Origin of the sequence: Deefgea rivuli DSM 18356 (assembly GCF_000620145.1) — a bacterium.
In the GTDB taxonomy this organism is placed as follows: Bacteria; Pseudomonadota; Gammaproteobacteria; order Burkholderiales; family Chitinibacteraceae; genus Deefgea; species Deefgea rivuli.
This window is the reverse complement of sequence record NZ_JHVM01000003.1, coordinates 1-14747: the sequence shown is the minus strand read 5'-3', so window position 1 is coordinate 14747 and position 14747 is coordinate 1. Positions and strand designations below refer to the sequence as shown.

The following is a 14747-nucleotide window of genomic DNA, read 5'->3' as shown; positions in this document are numbered from 1 at the left end:
GCTCTCTAAAGGACGAAATCATGAAATCCTTACTGACAGATATCAGCTGGCCTTTTGCGATCATCTTTTTTGTTCTCGCAGCGCTGCTTCTTTTCGTGGCACGACAGCAGGATTCAAATGCCCGCACGTTGATCGGCGACAGTAGCATCGCTGTGGCTAAACTCACCAACAAAACCACCTTTACCTCCAGTGGCACGCATAAGAGTGGCGGCTTCGGTGACAAAGGCCCCACCACCTACACACTGCACTATGAATTTACTCACCCAGACACAGGTAATACAGTACACAGCAGCGCCAGTGTGGCTAAAGAAATATGGGAAGTGATGCAGGTCGGCCTGCATTATCAGATTTTATTCTCTCGCCAAAACCCCACGCTCACGTCATTGTTCAATGGGCAAGAATTTATCGACGGCGCGGCGCTGGCTTATCAACTGATGTGGGCATGCATCGCACTGGGACTTGCCTGCACCGCACTTCAGCTATGGCTGCGCAGATGAGGGGCTGGTAAGTCCGATGTGCCGCTGCCGAAGCTTGAAATATGAAAGGCCACAAACCATCAGGTTGCGGCTTTCATCATTTGTAGTACCGTGCCTGAGCGGCTCGGCTTAGCAGCCACTCAGTTGCAGTTGAATTAAAGCGCCCAATTGTTGCAATGCTTTATCATAATTGGCAGTCCCAATTGCTCCCATAATTGAGGCGAATGCAATGATGGTATTGCCGACTAGCGGAAAAAATAGATCCGGGTGCGATGCTGATTCCCAATTCAACCGCTTCGCGATGTAAGCGCAAAGTGTCAAAGCCTTCGGGAAACTCCACCCAAACAAAATAACCACTTTGTGGCCGAGAAACTCTGACCTCGGCTGGAAAATAGCGCAAAATCGCTTCATTCATCAAGCTCAATTGCGATTCAAGCGTGTGCCGCAATTTGCGTAAATGCTTATCGTAAGCACCAGTTTGTAAATAATCGGCAATCGCTACTTGCGCAGGTACGCTAGCCGACAAGGTCGTCATGAGCTTTAACTGCTCAATATGGATCAGCAGATGATTGAACACATATGCCCACAGCAAGCAGCGCTCGAATCCCAGCATTTTTGGAACCACCAAAATGCGCTCTTACTCACCGAGCAAGGCGAGCTGTTGATTGGCATCACACGGCTGCGTCTCTTGCCGCAGCTCAATGCGCTGGGCTTATTGGCGCATACGACGCATTTATGGCTGGCTAGTCCTGATTTGACCGACGATATTAATGAGGCAGCCGCAATCTATGCAAAACAACACGGCGCGATTCGAATTGAAACCGCGCGCCTAGCTCCTCCCCTTTAAATCATGGCATGATATAACTGAAGCCATTCACCACCTACGGGGTATACCGATGAACACTAAATTGATTGTCGCTCTTGGCGCTATACTCGGCAGTAGTATACTGCAAGCCAAACCATTGACTGTTTGCACCGAAGCCAGCCCCGATGGTTTTGATGTGGTGCAATACAATTCACTAACTAATACCAATGCGGCAGCCGATACGATTTTTAACCGGCTGATTGAATTTGATGCCGCGAATGGCAAACTGGTACCCAGCTTGGCCGAGTCTTGGCAAGTGAGCGCGGACAATTTGCAGTACACCTTTAAATTACGCAAAAACGTCGCCTTCCAGCGCACTGATTATTTCCAGCCAAGCCGCTCGCTCAATGCCGACGATGTACTGTTTAGCTTTCAGCGCATGCTCGATCCCAATCACCCTTGGTACGGTACGGCGCCCAATGGCTATCCGCACGCGCAATCGTTTCAGCTCAATAAATTGATCGCTGATATTAAAAAGCTGGATGAAAACACGGTGCAATTTACGCTCAAGCGCGCCGATGCGACCTTCCTGCCACTGCTCAGCATGGGCTTTGCATCGATTTACTCCAAGCAATACGCCGATAAATTACTCGCGGCGAATCAACAAGGCGATTTCAATACCAAACCGATTGGCACTGGGCCATTTGCACTGAAAAGCTTCCAAAAAGACGCGGTCATTCGCTTTGACGCGCACCCCAATTACTTTGCTGGCAAGCCCAAATCTGAAAAACTAATTTATGCAATCACGCCCGATCCGGTCGTTCGGGTGCAAAAAGTGAAAGCCGGCGAATGCCAAATTGCGCTGGGGCCAAAGCCACAAGAAATCGTCGCTGCACGCAGTAATAAGCAGCTTAAAGTGCTCAGTACACCGATGTTTGCCACCGCCTTTGTTGCGATTAATAGTCAACACAAACCATTTGATAAACCTGAAGTACGCCAAGCGCTTAATCTCGCTTTTGATCAAAAAGCGTATCTGAATGCGGTTTTTGAAGGCACCGCCACCGCCGCAAACGGCCCTTTCCCGCCCACAACGTGGAGCTATTTAGCGACTAAAGCCGAGCCACAGAATATTGCGAAGGCCAAAGCATTACTTGCCAAAGCTGGTTTTCCCAATGGCTTTGATACAACGATTTGGGTGCGGCCAACAGGCAGCGCTTTAAATCCAAACCCACGGATTGGCGCGGAATTACTGCAAGCAGATTTAGCCAAAATCGGCGTGCGCGCAGAAGTGAAAACCATAGAATGGGCCGAGCTGATTAAACGCGCCAAAGCCGGTGAACACGATCTGCTGTTTATGGGCTGGACTGGGGATAATGGCGATCCGGATAATTTCCTGACGCCGCAATTTGCTTGCGCCTCGGTGGAATCGGGCTTGAATTTCGCACGTTTTTGCCAGCCGCAACTCGATGGTTTGATTAAATCGGGTAAAAACACGGCGAATGTCGAGCTACGCAGTAAATACTATCAAACCGCACAGAAAATCATCGCCGAGCAAGCCCTCTGGATTCCTTTGGCGCATCCACTAACATCGGTGATTACCAGCGATAAAGTGACTGGCTATGCGGTCAATCCATTTGGTCGGCAATATTGGGCGAATGTGTCGGTGAATTAATAAGCAAACCCGACTTAAAAAAAATAGCGCCCAGCCATTGGGCGCTATTTTTTAACTCTTAAATACTGTTTATTTATTCACCATCTGATCTCGGTGCAACAGCCCTGGGAACCAGCGCATCCATAAGCCTGCAATCAGCAAAGTCCCTACGCCACCGATCACCACCGCCACTTGCGGGCCAAACCAGTGCGCGGTGACGCCTGATTCGAACTCACCCAATTGATTGGAAGCGCCGATAAATAAACCATTCACCGCGCTAACCCGGCCACGCATTTCATCGGGAGTTTCTAATTGCACCAAGGTGCCACGCACCACCATGCTGACCATGTCCGATGCGCCCAGTAGCACCAGCGCAAATAAAGACACCCAAATCGAATGCGATACGCCAAATAAAATCGTCGCCAAGCCAAACAAAATCACGGAAATAAACATTTTCTTGCCGACATTGCGCTGCAAGGGGAAATAAGCCAATAGCACCGAAACAACAATCGCCCCCACCGCAGGCGCGGAACGCAGCAAACCCAATCCCCAAGGACCCGTTTTCAAAATATCACTAGCAAAAATCGGTAACAGCGCCGTTGCGCCGCCAAGCAGCACCGCGAATAAATCTAAAGAAATCGCACCAAAAATATCGCGCTGCTGCCGAATATAGCGAAAACCCGCCAATAAATTATCCAGCCCTTTGACGATTTGCTGCTCAGTCTTTGGCGGTTTAGGCAGCGCAAACATCAGCGCACACGCCACCAGCAGCAATGCGCCACTTAAGCCGTACGTTAATGCAGGGCCGACGGCAAATAAAAATCCACCCAAAGCTGGGGCAACAATCGTCGCGGCTTGCATTGCGGATGCTGAAGCGGCAATCGCGCTGGGTAATAAACTAGCTGGCACGATATTGGGTAGCATCGCTTGCATTGCAGGCATTTCAAATGCGCGCGCCGTACCCAGCACAAAAGCGAGAATAAATAGCACGGTCGGCGTCATACCTTGCTGTAGCGTTAACACGCACAGCGTCAACGCCGCTGCGGCCTGCAAGGCTTTGGTACACGCCGACACCATGCGCCTATCGTAACGATCTGCGACTTGGCCGATTTGCAAAATAAACAAAATCCTCGGCACAAACTCCAGCAGGCCGACCAAACCGAGATTCAGCGCGCTGCCCGTTAAGCTATACATTTGCCATGCCGTGGCCACCGCTAAAATCTGAAAGCCGCCAGCCGTGAAAACGCGCGACAACCAAAACGCGACAAATGGGCGGTGGTGGCGTAATGAGAGTTCTTGTTGGCTCATAGTGTTCCAAATAAAGACAGCAGCCCTGTGGCTGCTGTTGGCTTAGCGATAAGCTCAGTGAGGCAAAATTACGGCGCTGGATTACTGATTTTGGCTTGAATTTGATCGATTTTAGCAATCACCTCATCGCCAAGGCTCACCTTAATACTGCCAATATTTTCGCGCAACTGCGCTAAATTGGTCGCACCGATTAAATTACTGGTCACGAATGGGCGGCTATTGACATAGGCCAGTGCCAATTGCGTTGGGCTTAGGCCGTGCTCATGCGCGATTTTTACGTATTCTGCCGTTGCAGCTTCGGCTTGCGGATTGGTGTAGCGGCTAAAACGCTCGTACAGCGCCAAGCGCGAACCGATCGGGCGAACGCCGCCAAGGTATTTGCCACTGAGTACGCCAAACGCCAATGGCGAGTAAGCGAGCAAACCCACTTGTTCGCGATGGCTAAATTCGGCCAAACCAATTTCAAAGGTACGATTGAGCAAACTATAGGGATTTTGAATGCTGGCAATTCGCGGCAAATCGAGGTTTTTACTCGCAGCCAAAAATTGCGCCACGCCCCAAGGCGTTTCATTGGAGACACCGATATGGCGAATTTTACCGGCTTTGATAAATTCAGCCAAAGTCGCCAAGGTTTCATGAATTTCCACCGTGTAATCGTCTTCAATCCACGGATAAGCCAAGCGGCCAAAGGTATTGGTGCTGCGATCTGGCCAATGCAATTGATATAGGTCGATGTAATCGGTTTGCAAACGCGCCAAACTGCCATCCAGCGCCGCCGTCAAACTAGCGCGATCAAAATGGGTTTTACCATCCCGAATATGATTCGGCTGATGTGCTTGCCGCACCGGGCCAGCGGCTTTGGTCGCCAAAATCACTTCGCTGCGGCGACCGGTTTTTTTAAACCAAGTACCAATATATTGCTCAGTGCGACCTTGCGTTTCTGGGCGTGGTGGAACGGGGTACATCTCGGCCGCATCCAAAAAATTAACGCCCTGCTCCAGCGCAAAATAAATTTGCTCGTGCGCCTGAACCTCGGTATTTTGCTCGCCCCACGTCATCGTACCCAAACCGATAACGCTCACATCAAGCTCGCTACGCCCTAATTTACGATATTCCATGCTTTAAGTTCCGTGTTGATGGTGTTTTAAATTGAAACGGGATCAGTTAATAAATCATGTCGTTTTAATAAAGTCCGTACGACATTCCGAGTTAAACCAAGCAATTCCGCCGTGCGTACCTGATTAAAGCGTGTTTGCTCAAATGCGGTGGTAACGAGCAAATTTTCTAGTTCATCGTGCAGTTCTGGATGCTCAGCAGCAAACAGTCGTTGCAATTGCTGCTTAATCACTTGCAGCGGCGGCTGCTCTGCGGTGCTCGCTGCCGCAGCAAATTGCGGCGCTGCGGTATTGAGTTTCAAATGTTCGGGGCGGATCTCTCGGCCACTCGATACCAAGAGCGCGTAATGAATAATGTTTTCTAGCTCGCGAATATTGCCCGGCCAACTATACGCCAGCAGCGCAGCAATACTATTGGGGCTTAAACTGGGGGCGTTAAAACCCAGCTTTTGTGAATAGATGGCGATGAAGTGTTCGGCCAGCGGTGGAATATCGGCCTGCCGTTGCCGCAGCGGTGGAATATTAATACTCACCACATTCAGGCGGTAATACAAATCTTGCCGAAAATGCCCAGCTTGCACCGCTTGCGCCAAATCGACGTTGGTGGCGGCCACCAGCCGCACATTAATCGGCGTGGGTTTTCTGGCGCCAACGCGAACGACTTCACGCTCTTGCAACACGCGTAGTAATTTGACTTGCAAAGCCAGCGGCAAATCGCCAATTTCATCTAAAAATAGCGTGCCACCATTGGCCGCTTCAAACCAGCCCGTTTTACTGCCCACCGAGCCGGTATACGCACCCGCTTCGTGACCAAATAATTCGGCCTCGGCCAAAGTTTCGCTAATCGCGCCGCAATTGACTGCAACAAACGGCCCTTTGCGACCACTAATTAAGTGCACATGCCGCGCCACCAGCTCTTTGCCCGTTCCCGTTTCGCCATGAATTAAGACCGGCGCTTCCGACGGCGCAACGCGCTCGACTTCGTGCAATAAATGCACTGATTCAGCATCGGCAAACACCAAAGCTTTGGCACGAATACTCAGCGGGCTTTGCTCTTGCTCGGGAAAAGTCAGTAAGGGTGAAGTTCGATCTGGGCTAGGCATAGGAGTGCTCCGGTTTAGCTGTATTGCTTCAATTCGTAAAATAAGTGGCGCACTTTAAGAATGTGCTTAGGTTAATCAAAGCGCGGCTCAATGGCCACACAGCTTGCGATGGGTATTTTAATCTAGCTCTTTATGGTAAAGCTCTAGATTGAAATACCTACAAAGTAGGGGCAATGTTCCTATTTCGTGCTGATGGCTTTAAGTGCCTGCGGCACGGTGTTTTACAGTCGCAGTCCGCGACGAGGACTCACTTTTCTTGAACGGCCAAGAAAAGTAAGCAAAAGAAGGCCGCCCTGCATCTGCGTCCGACTTCGTCGGATTCCCTCGCTGCGGACAATCGAGGCGGTTGCGCTCAAAACTCGTTCGGCCTCAAAACCAAAAACATCGGCCTCGCTCAAACATTGATCGCAAAAACCCCGCCTCGTTTGTTCCTCGCTCGGCTTGATACAAGGGACTTTAAGCCCCAGCTCGACGAGCGCGGCACAGCATCAACTGAACATCACCAAAGCATTAAAGTGTCGCAATCGAAACTTCAGTCGATTTAACAAACGCAATCACTTCGCGGCCTGGTTTCAGATCCAGCTCTTTGACTGAGCGCGTTGTAATCACTGAAGTGACGATGCCCGATGGCGTTGTGACGTCGACTTCAGAAAGCACGGGGCCTTCGATGATTTCTTTGATCGTGCCGCGAAATTGGTTACGTACATTGATTGATTTGATGCTCATGATGATGCTCCTAGTGGGTAGATTAAATTATTGATGCCTATGCAAAATGCATAGTGGATCAGGGTTTAGCTACGGCAAGCCGCGCTGGTGAGGTTGGATTCGGTGGGTGGGTTTAAATGCTGATTTGGGCGGCTTGCACTTGCCGCGATAAATCTTGCCCTTGCAATTGCGCATGACCCGGATTGGGTAAATGCGCGATAAAGCGGGCGACTGCGGCTTGCAAACGCTGTTCAATCTCAGAATTGAAGGCATGTTTGCCGTTGTCTAGTTTGCTAAAATCGCTATCGCTTGCGTAAACGCCGCCGATAATATGCCGCGCTTTCAGTGCCGATAAAACCGGCTGCAAGGCGTAATCAACCGCCAGCAAATGGCCAAGGCTGCCTCCCGTAGCGAGTGCCAACGCTACTTTTTGCTCTAAAGCCCGCTCTGGCAGTAAATCGAGCACCGTTTTCACCGCACCGCTGTACGCCGCCTTGTAAACCGGCGTTGCAACAATGAGCCCTGCGCTATCGGCAATAGCTTGATTGAATGCTTTGACCGCGGGGCTATGCCAACGAGCGTAGAGTAAATCTTCCGCTGGGAAATCGTCCAAACCAAATCGCACCACCTTTAAGCCGTAGCTGCTCAACAGCAGCGCGGCAACATCTAATAGCTGCGTTGACTTAGACGTAGCGCTGGGGCTACCAGCGAGTAAAACAACTTGCGACATCCTGCTCTCCAATGATTTTGCTTTGAGTCACTATACGGCAGCTTTGATATTCTTATAAATACTATTAAACTATTTTATAAGATTTTATGGATATATAAAGAATGGATTGAAGCTGATGAGAGCGGACTTGCTCACGAATACATTGTTTCGCGGGCAAGCCCGCTCCCACGAATAATCAAAAGCGTTTTTCTTGATTACTTAGATTGAACTAAGTCGCTTGCAGCAAAGGCGCAAGCCTAGAAATCGCTTCGCGCACCGTATCACTTGGGCAGCCAAAGTTAATTCGCAACCAGCCCGAAAAACCAAAATCGCGGCCATCCGACAGCCCCACGCCCAGCGCCTCAAACGCGGGTACTAGACTAAATCAGGCATCGCGGTATATCTGTTTATTTAGAAATCTTATCCCAAAGCGGGGGGCCAATATTTATTAATCCCCCTCAAATCCACGATAACAAAATTGGAAGCCGATACCTCTATCTATGGAGTTACTTACTACTAACTATCCGACTTACAGATTGCATAATCGCTTCTTACTTGCGTGTTCGCAAAGTACTTAGTGTAAGTTCAAATCGTTGTAGACTTTGTGCAAATGCAGGTGGATTCACCTTAATTTCATCAGGATCAGTCGCCCGATCGAAGCTCCGCATATTGAGTGAGATAAATGGCAATACTTGCGAATGCTCCCAACCACTACTCGCTGCATAGACGCTGTAGCCCGGCACACCAGACGCGGTAGAAATGCCACCCAAGATGCCTGGGCGTGCACCGATATGAATTTCTTTTGGCCCTAGCACTTTTAGCTGTCGCCCATGTAATCCACCCATAACTCCAGCAATCGATGAACGAGCGGTTGCTTCTAACATGGGTTCATTCACACTAAAATTACGCTCACCAACGATGGCCGTCCCTAAGGTGTAAATCACGCTGGGGCTGTCAGTGTAACGGTAGGATACTTCACCACTAAAATGTCCCTTACCATCATCAACAACAAACCCATGCGGTAAACACAAGCCAGGTTTATTTGGTACTTGGTAAAGTGGGCGGTACTCAAAATTGCTGAGTAATTTCTTAAATGCAACTACCCGTTGTTCATATGGTGTTTCACCTTCACCACCCGTAGACATGAATTGAAACGCATACCCGCCACGGTAAAGAAATGCATACAGCGTAGAGCCTGCGAGGTAACCGGTACTGTCAGCAATACCCCAATCGGTAGGATGCCAATATTTATCCAGATCGGCTTTGTCTTGCTGTAAATTCAAAACGTCCTGCTTAAAGCGCTTTATCGAATCTTGATAGTCAGCTAATTCTTGTTGATTGTTTTTAATTTCTGGGCTTTCAGTGTCTTTCTGCAGGCTAGTTACGACGCTTTGGTTTTCGCGAATACGAACATCATAGCGATGCATTCCGATCGCTTTATCCGTCTCCACTGACTCTCGCAATTCAATAATCGTTCTTGGTGTCGCAGCCTTAATAATAACCACCGCAACGTCCGCAAGATGGATCATATCCTGCCCGCCTTGCAGAATGCGCGAAAACCCTAAGACCTCTTCGTTAGTCGAGCCGCGTGGCAGTCCCCATTCAAAACCAGCTTGAGGAGAAACTTCAAATACCAATCGCCCTAAGCACTCGCTTCGCGTACCAGACTTGGCTTGATAGCTCGGATGGTAAGCAGCAATTTCTTCGACGGTTGGGCCAACAGGCTGTGGTGGTTGCGCTTCGCTGGGAGTACATGCAACAAGCCCAAACCAAAGATTCGCCACAAACAGGCCCAGCAAAGTTTTATTCGATTGCACATCCTGTTTTTTGACCATCATACGAAACCTTCCGAAGTAGCTTTATCAGCACGAGCAAGCGCTGTGTCATTATTAAGCGGAGCATCTATGGCTGCGATAGTGGCAATATGGGTTTTGCTGAACAGATTGTCTTCTCCACGAGTCCATTCAGTTGGAAGCGCCACAATAAATCCCCTCACACCTTGCGGCTTCGTAGTCGGTACTTTGCTCTGTTTCGCATCTATCGCCAAATTCCAACTGTTAGCGATTTCACGGTGCTCGGCGGCACGCCAGAACAATGGATCAAAAGGCATGCGGTAGAGCAGACGGCCATTTTTGGCATGGTCGAGATAGGTTTGGTAGTGCCAGGTTGGCCAGATCGATGACGGAGCACCACCTGGGGCTTTATCTGCCACTTCTTTACGCTGAATTTCAAGATGAGCCTCTGAGCGTGGAATATACCAAAAACTATTATTGTAGATGGTTGCATTTTTTGATGCCTGATTCTGAATGGCCTTCCAAGTACTAGGCAAACCAGGACTTTTTAAAATGGCATCACTCAGCAACTCAGTAGCCTGGCGTCCTGGTGTACCAGCGCCAAAGTGTTTTTTCCACAGAGCAACGCGTAGCTCGTGCACTTCTTTAGCGACCGATTGCATCGGCCCAGCCAATGGCACTTTAACGCTATTACGGCTGGTAATCAGCACTGTAAGTTCGGAGTCTCGATCGCCCAACATACTGCGATCATTGATATTGGCGCTACCTAGGACTGCGGCCTGATCATCAGCGATCAGTAGCTTGCTGTGCACATAGATCTGCTCAGTTACTGGCTGCCCATTTAACTCGTCCCAGTTACGTAAATTTAGAAGCGTGATAAATTGCGTCCAATCATCGGGAACAGCCCGAATGATTTGCTCCAATTTCATCGCTTTAACTTTTGCCTCCGCAACATCCCATACACACTTATCGCGAGCTCTGACTTTTTTGATCAAAATGGCACGGCGTACACCATTTAACAAACTATGCTCACCAAATACCAAGCTATGCATAGTTAAATGAACCTGACTCATAATATTGAGCGTATTAAGCGTGCCTTCGGGATGTACTGGCAAGACGATATACACATGAAAGGGAAGGCCATCTTGAATCCCTACACGCGTAATGCGCTCAACAAGCGCATGCCCAATTGGGTTAATGAGTTCTTTCTGCGGCGCAGTGGGTTGCGTAAGACCTTCGCGAGTTGCCAAATTTTTCAATACTGTATCCAAATCCAGCATGAATTCCGGCCCTTGCGCCATTCTCATCACATCATTAGCTTTCGTCCAATCGATACTAGCGAAGATGGCTGACGGCGATGTACCTCGAATACCCAGCATGTTTTTAAATTTCAGGTATTCCGGTGTGCGTTCTAATTGCAGCAAGCTGGCCATCGGCCCGGAAAGTCCTGCTTGCACAGCACCATCATGACCATGATCCGTTTGAAAAAACTGTCCTTCGATATAAATAAAATGCTGTGCGCTTGAGATGACCTTCAGCATTGCCCGAAGGCAGTTGTTCTGGGGGAGGCTCGCCTTAGCGCCCTTAATACCTTTGGCAGCGGCCTCTAAATTTAACATTTGTTTACTCGCGCTGCGCATGACCTGTACGCTACATCCCCCTGCAGCTTCTGCGGGCGCTTTCAAAATGTGCTTAGCATTGATACGTGGCAAAGTCGATTTTGCTGGGACTCTAATTCCCAGTGTCTTTAGTAACTTAGGTAAACTAGCCGCGGCAAATTTGTTCCCAGTGAGGGCGCTTAGTGCACGGCGATAAGTTACAGATTCAGTTTCAAGTTGATACGCCGTTGCATTCCAGCGCTCTGTAAAATTTCTACTGAGATCATAAACAGATGGCCCCTCGATGCGGCTATGAACATCTTGCCATGGCATACGCGGTTGAATTTTTGGGTCAAGAACAGTCCCATACATAGGCATTGCCCGCGTTTCTTTTTTGAAAAGCCGCTCGTAATTTTCTGACGGGCGCCATCCATTCGCATTAATTTGCACACTAATGAGCCACAGCAATGCTTTGACCACCTGATTCAATTCATCTGCTATTTTTGGAGGTAAGCTATGTATCGGTTGCCCTGCTAACCATGCAGCTAAAGCGGACGAAACGCTTGAAGCATTCGCGCCATTCACTGCCGCCAAGTGCGCCAATCTTGCTTTTAAGTCAGATTGAGTATTACGAACTTCAGTCTGGACAAAATCAATGGCTTGATCCTGAATTGCATCAATTAATGGCTCCATCAAACTCGTATTACTCCACCAGTCTTGGACGTCTTCAATTGTTTCGCTAATCGGTTTAGTTACTTCTTCGCGTTTATCCAACGCCCATGCAAGGATGCCTTCTGATGGTGAGGTTAGAAACGTAGAAATACTTCGCGTAGTTCCCGTCGTTCCAATCGCGGCCAGTAACTCCAATGGAGTAACGCAATTTTGTAATTCAGTACGGCTAGACGTATGAATGGCAGGAATACATGAGTTATAAAGCTCGTTGCCGCTTCGCCCATTGGCTTTTAAGGTGAACTGCTCATCATCTCGTCGGCCATATGCGAGATCAATCCCACCACAATATGCAATTTTATTATCAATAACGACCGATTTTTGGTGATGCGAAAACATTACATTTCCCACACCTTGATCGGATTGTGCCGGAGCAGTAAGACACCAAGCACGACCTTTGATCCCAAGAAGACCATTAAGTAGACCTATTGCTAGTGCAGTCGTCATCGCCCCCGTTTCAACAGCCCCTGGCACATTTTGCCACGGCATGACGTACACATCAGCCCCATTCTTAAGGGCCTTAGAGAGAGCATCTAGCAAGGTCTTACCGGGAGTTAATTCAACATCAAAATTAACTTGCCAACCCGCAATGAACACACAAGAAGTGGCGCCTTCGATTGCTGCTTGCACATTGGAGAAATATTGGGCTCCAGTACTAAAAAACTCGACCTTATTTCCCACCTTAGGCTCAGAAAAAGCTTCCGATAATTCAATGCTTTTACTTTCATTCTGCTTCGGAATACTGCTGCGTGTCGTGGTATTTCTCCCTACTGAATTCCAACCTGGAGCAGACACGCTGGTCATGGTTGCATTACCTTGCCCGTCAATGGGTTGGTGTATCGTTTTTTTATTGCACATGGTTTCAAAGTGCCTTCAATTTATTCAGTAGTGATGCAATTTTCTTTGAGTACATTGCTTCTTTGGCATACTCAAGTTTGCCCTTAAAATCCTGATGATACGTGTCACTACTCACATCAGAAGTGAAGTCTGTTGCATTCATATACTGTTGAAGACTCGTTTCAGAATCCCAATCATCAGAAACTTCAGCGACCGTCAGTTGAACACTATGCCCCGGATACATCAGCCAGATTTGGCCTGGTTGTTTGCAATATGCTTCTTGCAATATGTCTTGCTCTGCATCGCTTAGAAGAATTTCTCCATCAGACGATGACGTTCCTTGCAGACATATTTGCTCTTGGTCTACTAACCCCATACCTTCCGGAGCCATGTTACTAATAACAAAAAGCCAAGGTTGTTCAGCTAGCCCATGCGTTTCTTCCCCTGGCGCATCAGCCAGTCGAAATTTGAAGCGCATTTTTTGCGAGGGCATTGCAGAAAAGGGCATTGTAGGCAAAGGTGGGTTCATCTGATCTGGCCCACTCACATTATGATTCGCCCCTTTCACGCTCACCGTGCCCGGGCAATGTATTTCGATATTGCCGCCTTTGAGGCGAATGTAGCCGCCACCCGCAGTGACGAGAATTTCGTCTTTGGCGACGACGGTAATGCTCTCTTTGCAGGCGGTGACTTTTAGATCTTTATCGCCGGTGATTTCTATGTCATCGCTCTGAGCCTGCATCTGGATTTTGCCTTTGGCCGCAATTAACTTCATCGCAATCTTGTCTTTGGTGCCGCTAACAAACAGGCTGATGTGTTGCCCTACATTGTGAATCCAGCGCCTTCCCGTCGTTTGATTGTTGTCGCGTTGTGCAATTTGGTCGAGGTTTGTGCCCGATGTTTGGGTAAGGCTATTTGGTGTCGTCAGTGCGAGGCCGTCTTGGCCGTGGATCAGCAGCAGTTGTTGCTGACCGGCTTGATCTTCAGATTTAGTTTTTCCATCGGAATCGGTATTGCTTCCCGCGCTCCAGCTTTTCGCGGCGTGAACGTGATGATGCAGATGGCCCGTTTTATTCTTTTCACCGTTTGAATTATCCGACTTGATCGTTTGATCTTTGTCGCCCGTTTCGATGCTGTCGGCGAGTTGCTTAGTGGCGACTTCGCCGAGGCTGTTTGCTAATTCAAACGCGGCTTCGAGTTGGCTATTAACGGGACTACGGTCGAGTTGCTGGCCGCTTGCACCGCTTTTCGCCTCCGTCGTGAGTAGCAAACCTTTACCAGCACGGATCGCGCCTTGTTGATCGGTGCGTAGCTCAAAACCTTCACCGCGTGGATCGCCTTTACCATTAGCACGAGGGTGAATTAAGTAGCCGAGGTTGAGCTGAGTTTTTGCGTGCTCGCTGCTGAGTTTAGTGCGAGTTTGTCCAGTGCTGTCGTCGAACAACAGTTCGCCATATTGGCCGCCGGCATGTTCTTTGGTTTTGATGCCCGACAGTGCTTTGTTCGCTGGCAGCGCGCCTGCGCCGCTAAACGTTGGCGTCGGGTGGCTGCCGTTGTAGACGACGCCCGTAACAATCGGGCGGTCAATATCGCCTTCGATGAAGTCGACCAGCACTTCTTGGCCAACGCGCGGAATGAATTGATGACCCCAGCCTGCGCCTGCGCTTGGATAGGCGACGCGGATCCAGCAGGAAGATTTATCGTCAAGATTTGCGCCGAAGCTGGCATGTTCGCTTTGGCGCTGCCAGTGGAACTGCACTTTAATGCGACCGAGTTCGTCGGTGTGAACTTCATCGGCATCGCCGCCTGTGCCGACCACCGTCGCCGTTTGTACGCCGCGTGATTTGGGCTTGGCGAGTTGTTCGCTATCGGTACCGTTTAAATTAAAAGCAGGGGTAATGGGCTGGCCACGTCGCTG

The 14747-nt window shown here is 49.2% G+C and carries 12 protein-coding genes; 3 read left to right on the top strand and 9 right to left on the bottom strand.

Annotation, left to right across the window (positions count from 1 at the left end; translation table 11 throughout):
• Positions 1-20: 20 nt before the first annotated feature.
• A complete protein-coding gene (locus tag Q320_RS0100065) occupies positions 21-497 on the top strand; it encodes a hypothetical protein (protein ID WP_027467291.1) in 477 nt (158 codons plus the stop codon).
• Positions 498-660: 163 nt separating this feature from the next.
• Here Q320_RS0100065 and Q320_RS0100060 read toward each other — a convergent pair whose 3' ends face one another.
• Positions 661-1011, bottom strand: a complete 351-nt coding sequence (locus Q320_RS0100060; protein WP_027467290.1) for an aminotransferase-like domain-containing protein — start codon at positions 1009-1011, stop codon at positions 661-663.
• A 30-nt stretch (positions 1012-1041) separates the two neighbouring features.
• Here Q320_RS0100060 and Q320_RS0100055 point away from each other — a divergent pair, with 30 nt between their 5' ends.
• Both Q320_RS0100055 and Q320_RS0100050 read left to right on the top strand, forming a co-directional pair.
• Positions 1042-1323, top strand: coding sequence for a hypothetical protein (locus tag Q320_RS0100055; protein ID WP_027467289.1), 282 nt, complete (start codon positions 1042-1044; stop codon positions 1321-1323).
• Between the two features lie 49 nt (positions 1324-1372).
• Positions 1373-2953, top strand: a complete 1581-nt coding sequence (locus Q320_RS0100050) for an ABC transporter substrate-binding protein (RefSeq protein ID WP_027467288.1) — start codon at positions 1373-1375, stop codon at positions 2951-2953.
• Positions 2954-3022: 69 nt separating this feature from the next.
• Here Q320_RS0100050 and Q320_RS0100045 read toward each other — a convergent pair whose 3' ends face one another.
• The 8 genes from Q320_RS0100045 to Q320_RS17810 all read right to left on the bottom strand — a co-directional run.
• Positions 3023-4240 carry an MFS transporter gene (locus Q320_RS0100045; protein WP_027467287.1) on the bottom strand — a complete coding sequence of 406 codons (1218 nt, stop codon included), beginning with the start codon at positions 4238-4240 and terminating at the stop codon, positions 3023-3025.
• Between the two features lie 68 nt (positions 4241-4308).
• Positions 4309-5358: an NADP(H)-dependent aldo-keto reductase gene (locus Q320_RS0100040; RefSeq protein WP_027467286.1), complete on the bottom strand. Its 1050-nt coding sequence runs from the start codon at positions 5356-5358 to the stop codon at positions 4309-4311.
• A gap of 26 nt (positions 5359-5384) precedes the next feature.
• Complete coding sequence (locus tag Q320_RS0100035; RefSeq protein WP_027467285.1) at positions 5385-6458, bottom strand: sigma-54 interaction domain-containing protein; 1074 nt, start codon at positions 6456-6458, stop codon at positions 5385-5387.
• A 510-nt stretch (positions 6459-6968) separates the two neighbouring features.
• Positions 6969-7184 (bottom strand): TOBE domain-containing protein, encoded by a 216-nt coding sequence (locus tag Q320_RS0100030; RefSeq protein ID WP_027467284.1) that lies wholly within the window; start codon positions 7182-7184, stop codon positions 6969-6971.
• 112 nt (positions 7185-7296) lie between these two features.
• A complete protein-coding gene (gene ssuE / locus Q320_RS0100025; protein ID WP_027467283.1) occupies positions 7297-7893 on the bottom strand; it encodes an NADPH-dependent FMN reductase in 597 nt (198 codons plus the stop codon).
• 530 nt (positions 7894-8423) lie between these two features.
• On the bottom strand, positions 8424-9710 hold the full coding sequence (locus Q320_RS0100015; RefSeq protein ID WP_027467282.1) for a T6SS immunity protein Tli4 family protein: 1287 nt from the start codon (positions 9708-9710) through the stop codon (positions 8424-8426).
• Positions 9707-12796, bottom strand: coding sequence for a phospholipase (locus tag Q320_RS17815; protein ID WP_169734413.1), 3090 nt, complete (start codon positions 12794-12796; stop codon positions 9707-9709). Before Q320_RS17815 ends, Q320_RS0100015 begins: the two co-directional genes overlap by 4 nt.
• A 58-nt stretch (positions 12797-12854) precedes the next feature.
• Positions 12855-14747, bottom strand: a 1893-nt coding sequence (locus tag Q320_RS17810) for a DUF2345 domain-containing protein (protein ID WP_156938940.1), incomplete at its 5' end; no start/stop codon positions are given.

Bases quoted from the DNA above. Each gene is read 5' to 3' on its own strand.
- Q320_RS0100045 (WP_027467287.1), bottom strand. From the start codon at position 4,240: ATGAGCCAACAAGAACTCTCATTACGCCACCACCGCCCATTTGTCGCG.
- Q320_RS0100040 (WP_027467286.1), bottom strand. From the start codon at position 5,358: ATGGAATATCGTAAATTAGGGCGTAGCGAGCTTGATGTGAGCGTTATC.
- Q320_RS17815 (WP_169734413.1), bottom strand. From the start codon at position 12,796: ATGACCAGCGTGTCTGCTCCAGGTTGGAATTCAGTAGGGAGAAATACC.
- Q320_RS0100030 (WP_027467284.1), bottom strand. From the start codon at position 7,184: ATGAGCATCAAATCAATCAATGTACGTAACCAATTTCGCGGCACGATC.
- Q320_RS0100060 (WP_027467290.1), bottom strand. From the start codon at position 1,011: ATGACGACCTTGTCGGCTAGCGTACCTGCGCAAGTAGCGATTGCCGAT.
- ssuE (WP_027467283.1), bottom strand. From the start codon at position 7,893: ATGTCGCAAGTTGTTTTACTCGCTGGTAGCCCCAGCGCTACGTCTAAG.
- Q320_RS0100035 (WP_027467285.1), bottom strand. From the start codon at position 6,458: ATGCCTAGCCCAGATCGAACTTCACCCTTACTGACTTTTCCCGAGCAA.
- Q320_RS0100065 (WP_027467291.1), top strand. From the start codon at position 21: ATGAAATCCTTACTGACAGATATCAGCTGGCCTTTTGCGATCATCTTT.
- Q320_RS0100015 (WP_027467282.1), bottom strand. From the start codon at position 9,710: ATGATGGTCAAAAAACAGGATGTGCAATCGAATAAAACTTTGCTGGGC.
- Q320_RS0100050 (WP_027467288.1), top strand. From the start codon at position 1,373: ATGAACACTAAATTGATTGTCGCTCTTGGCGCTATACTCGGCAGTAGT.
- Q320_RS0100055 (WP_027467289.1), top strand. From the start codon at position 1,042: ATGATTGAACACATATGCCCACAGCAAGCAGCGCTCGAATCCCAGCAT.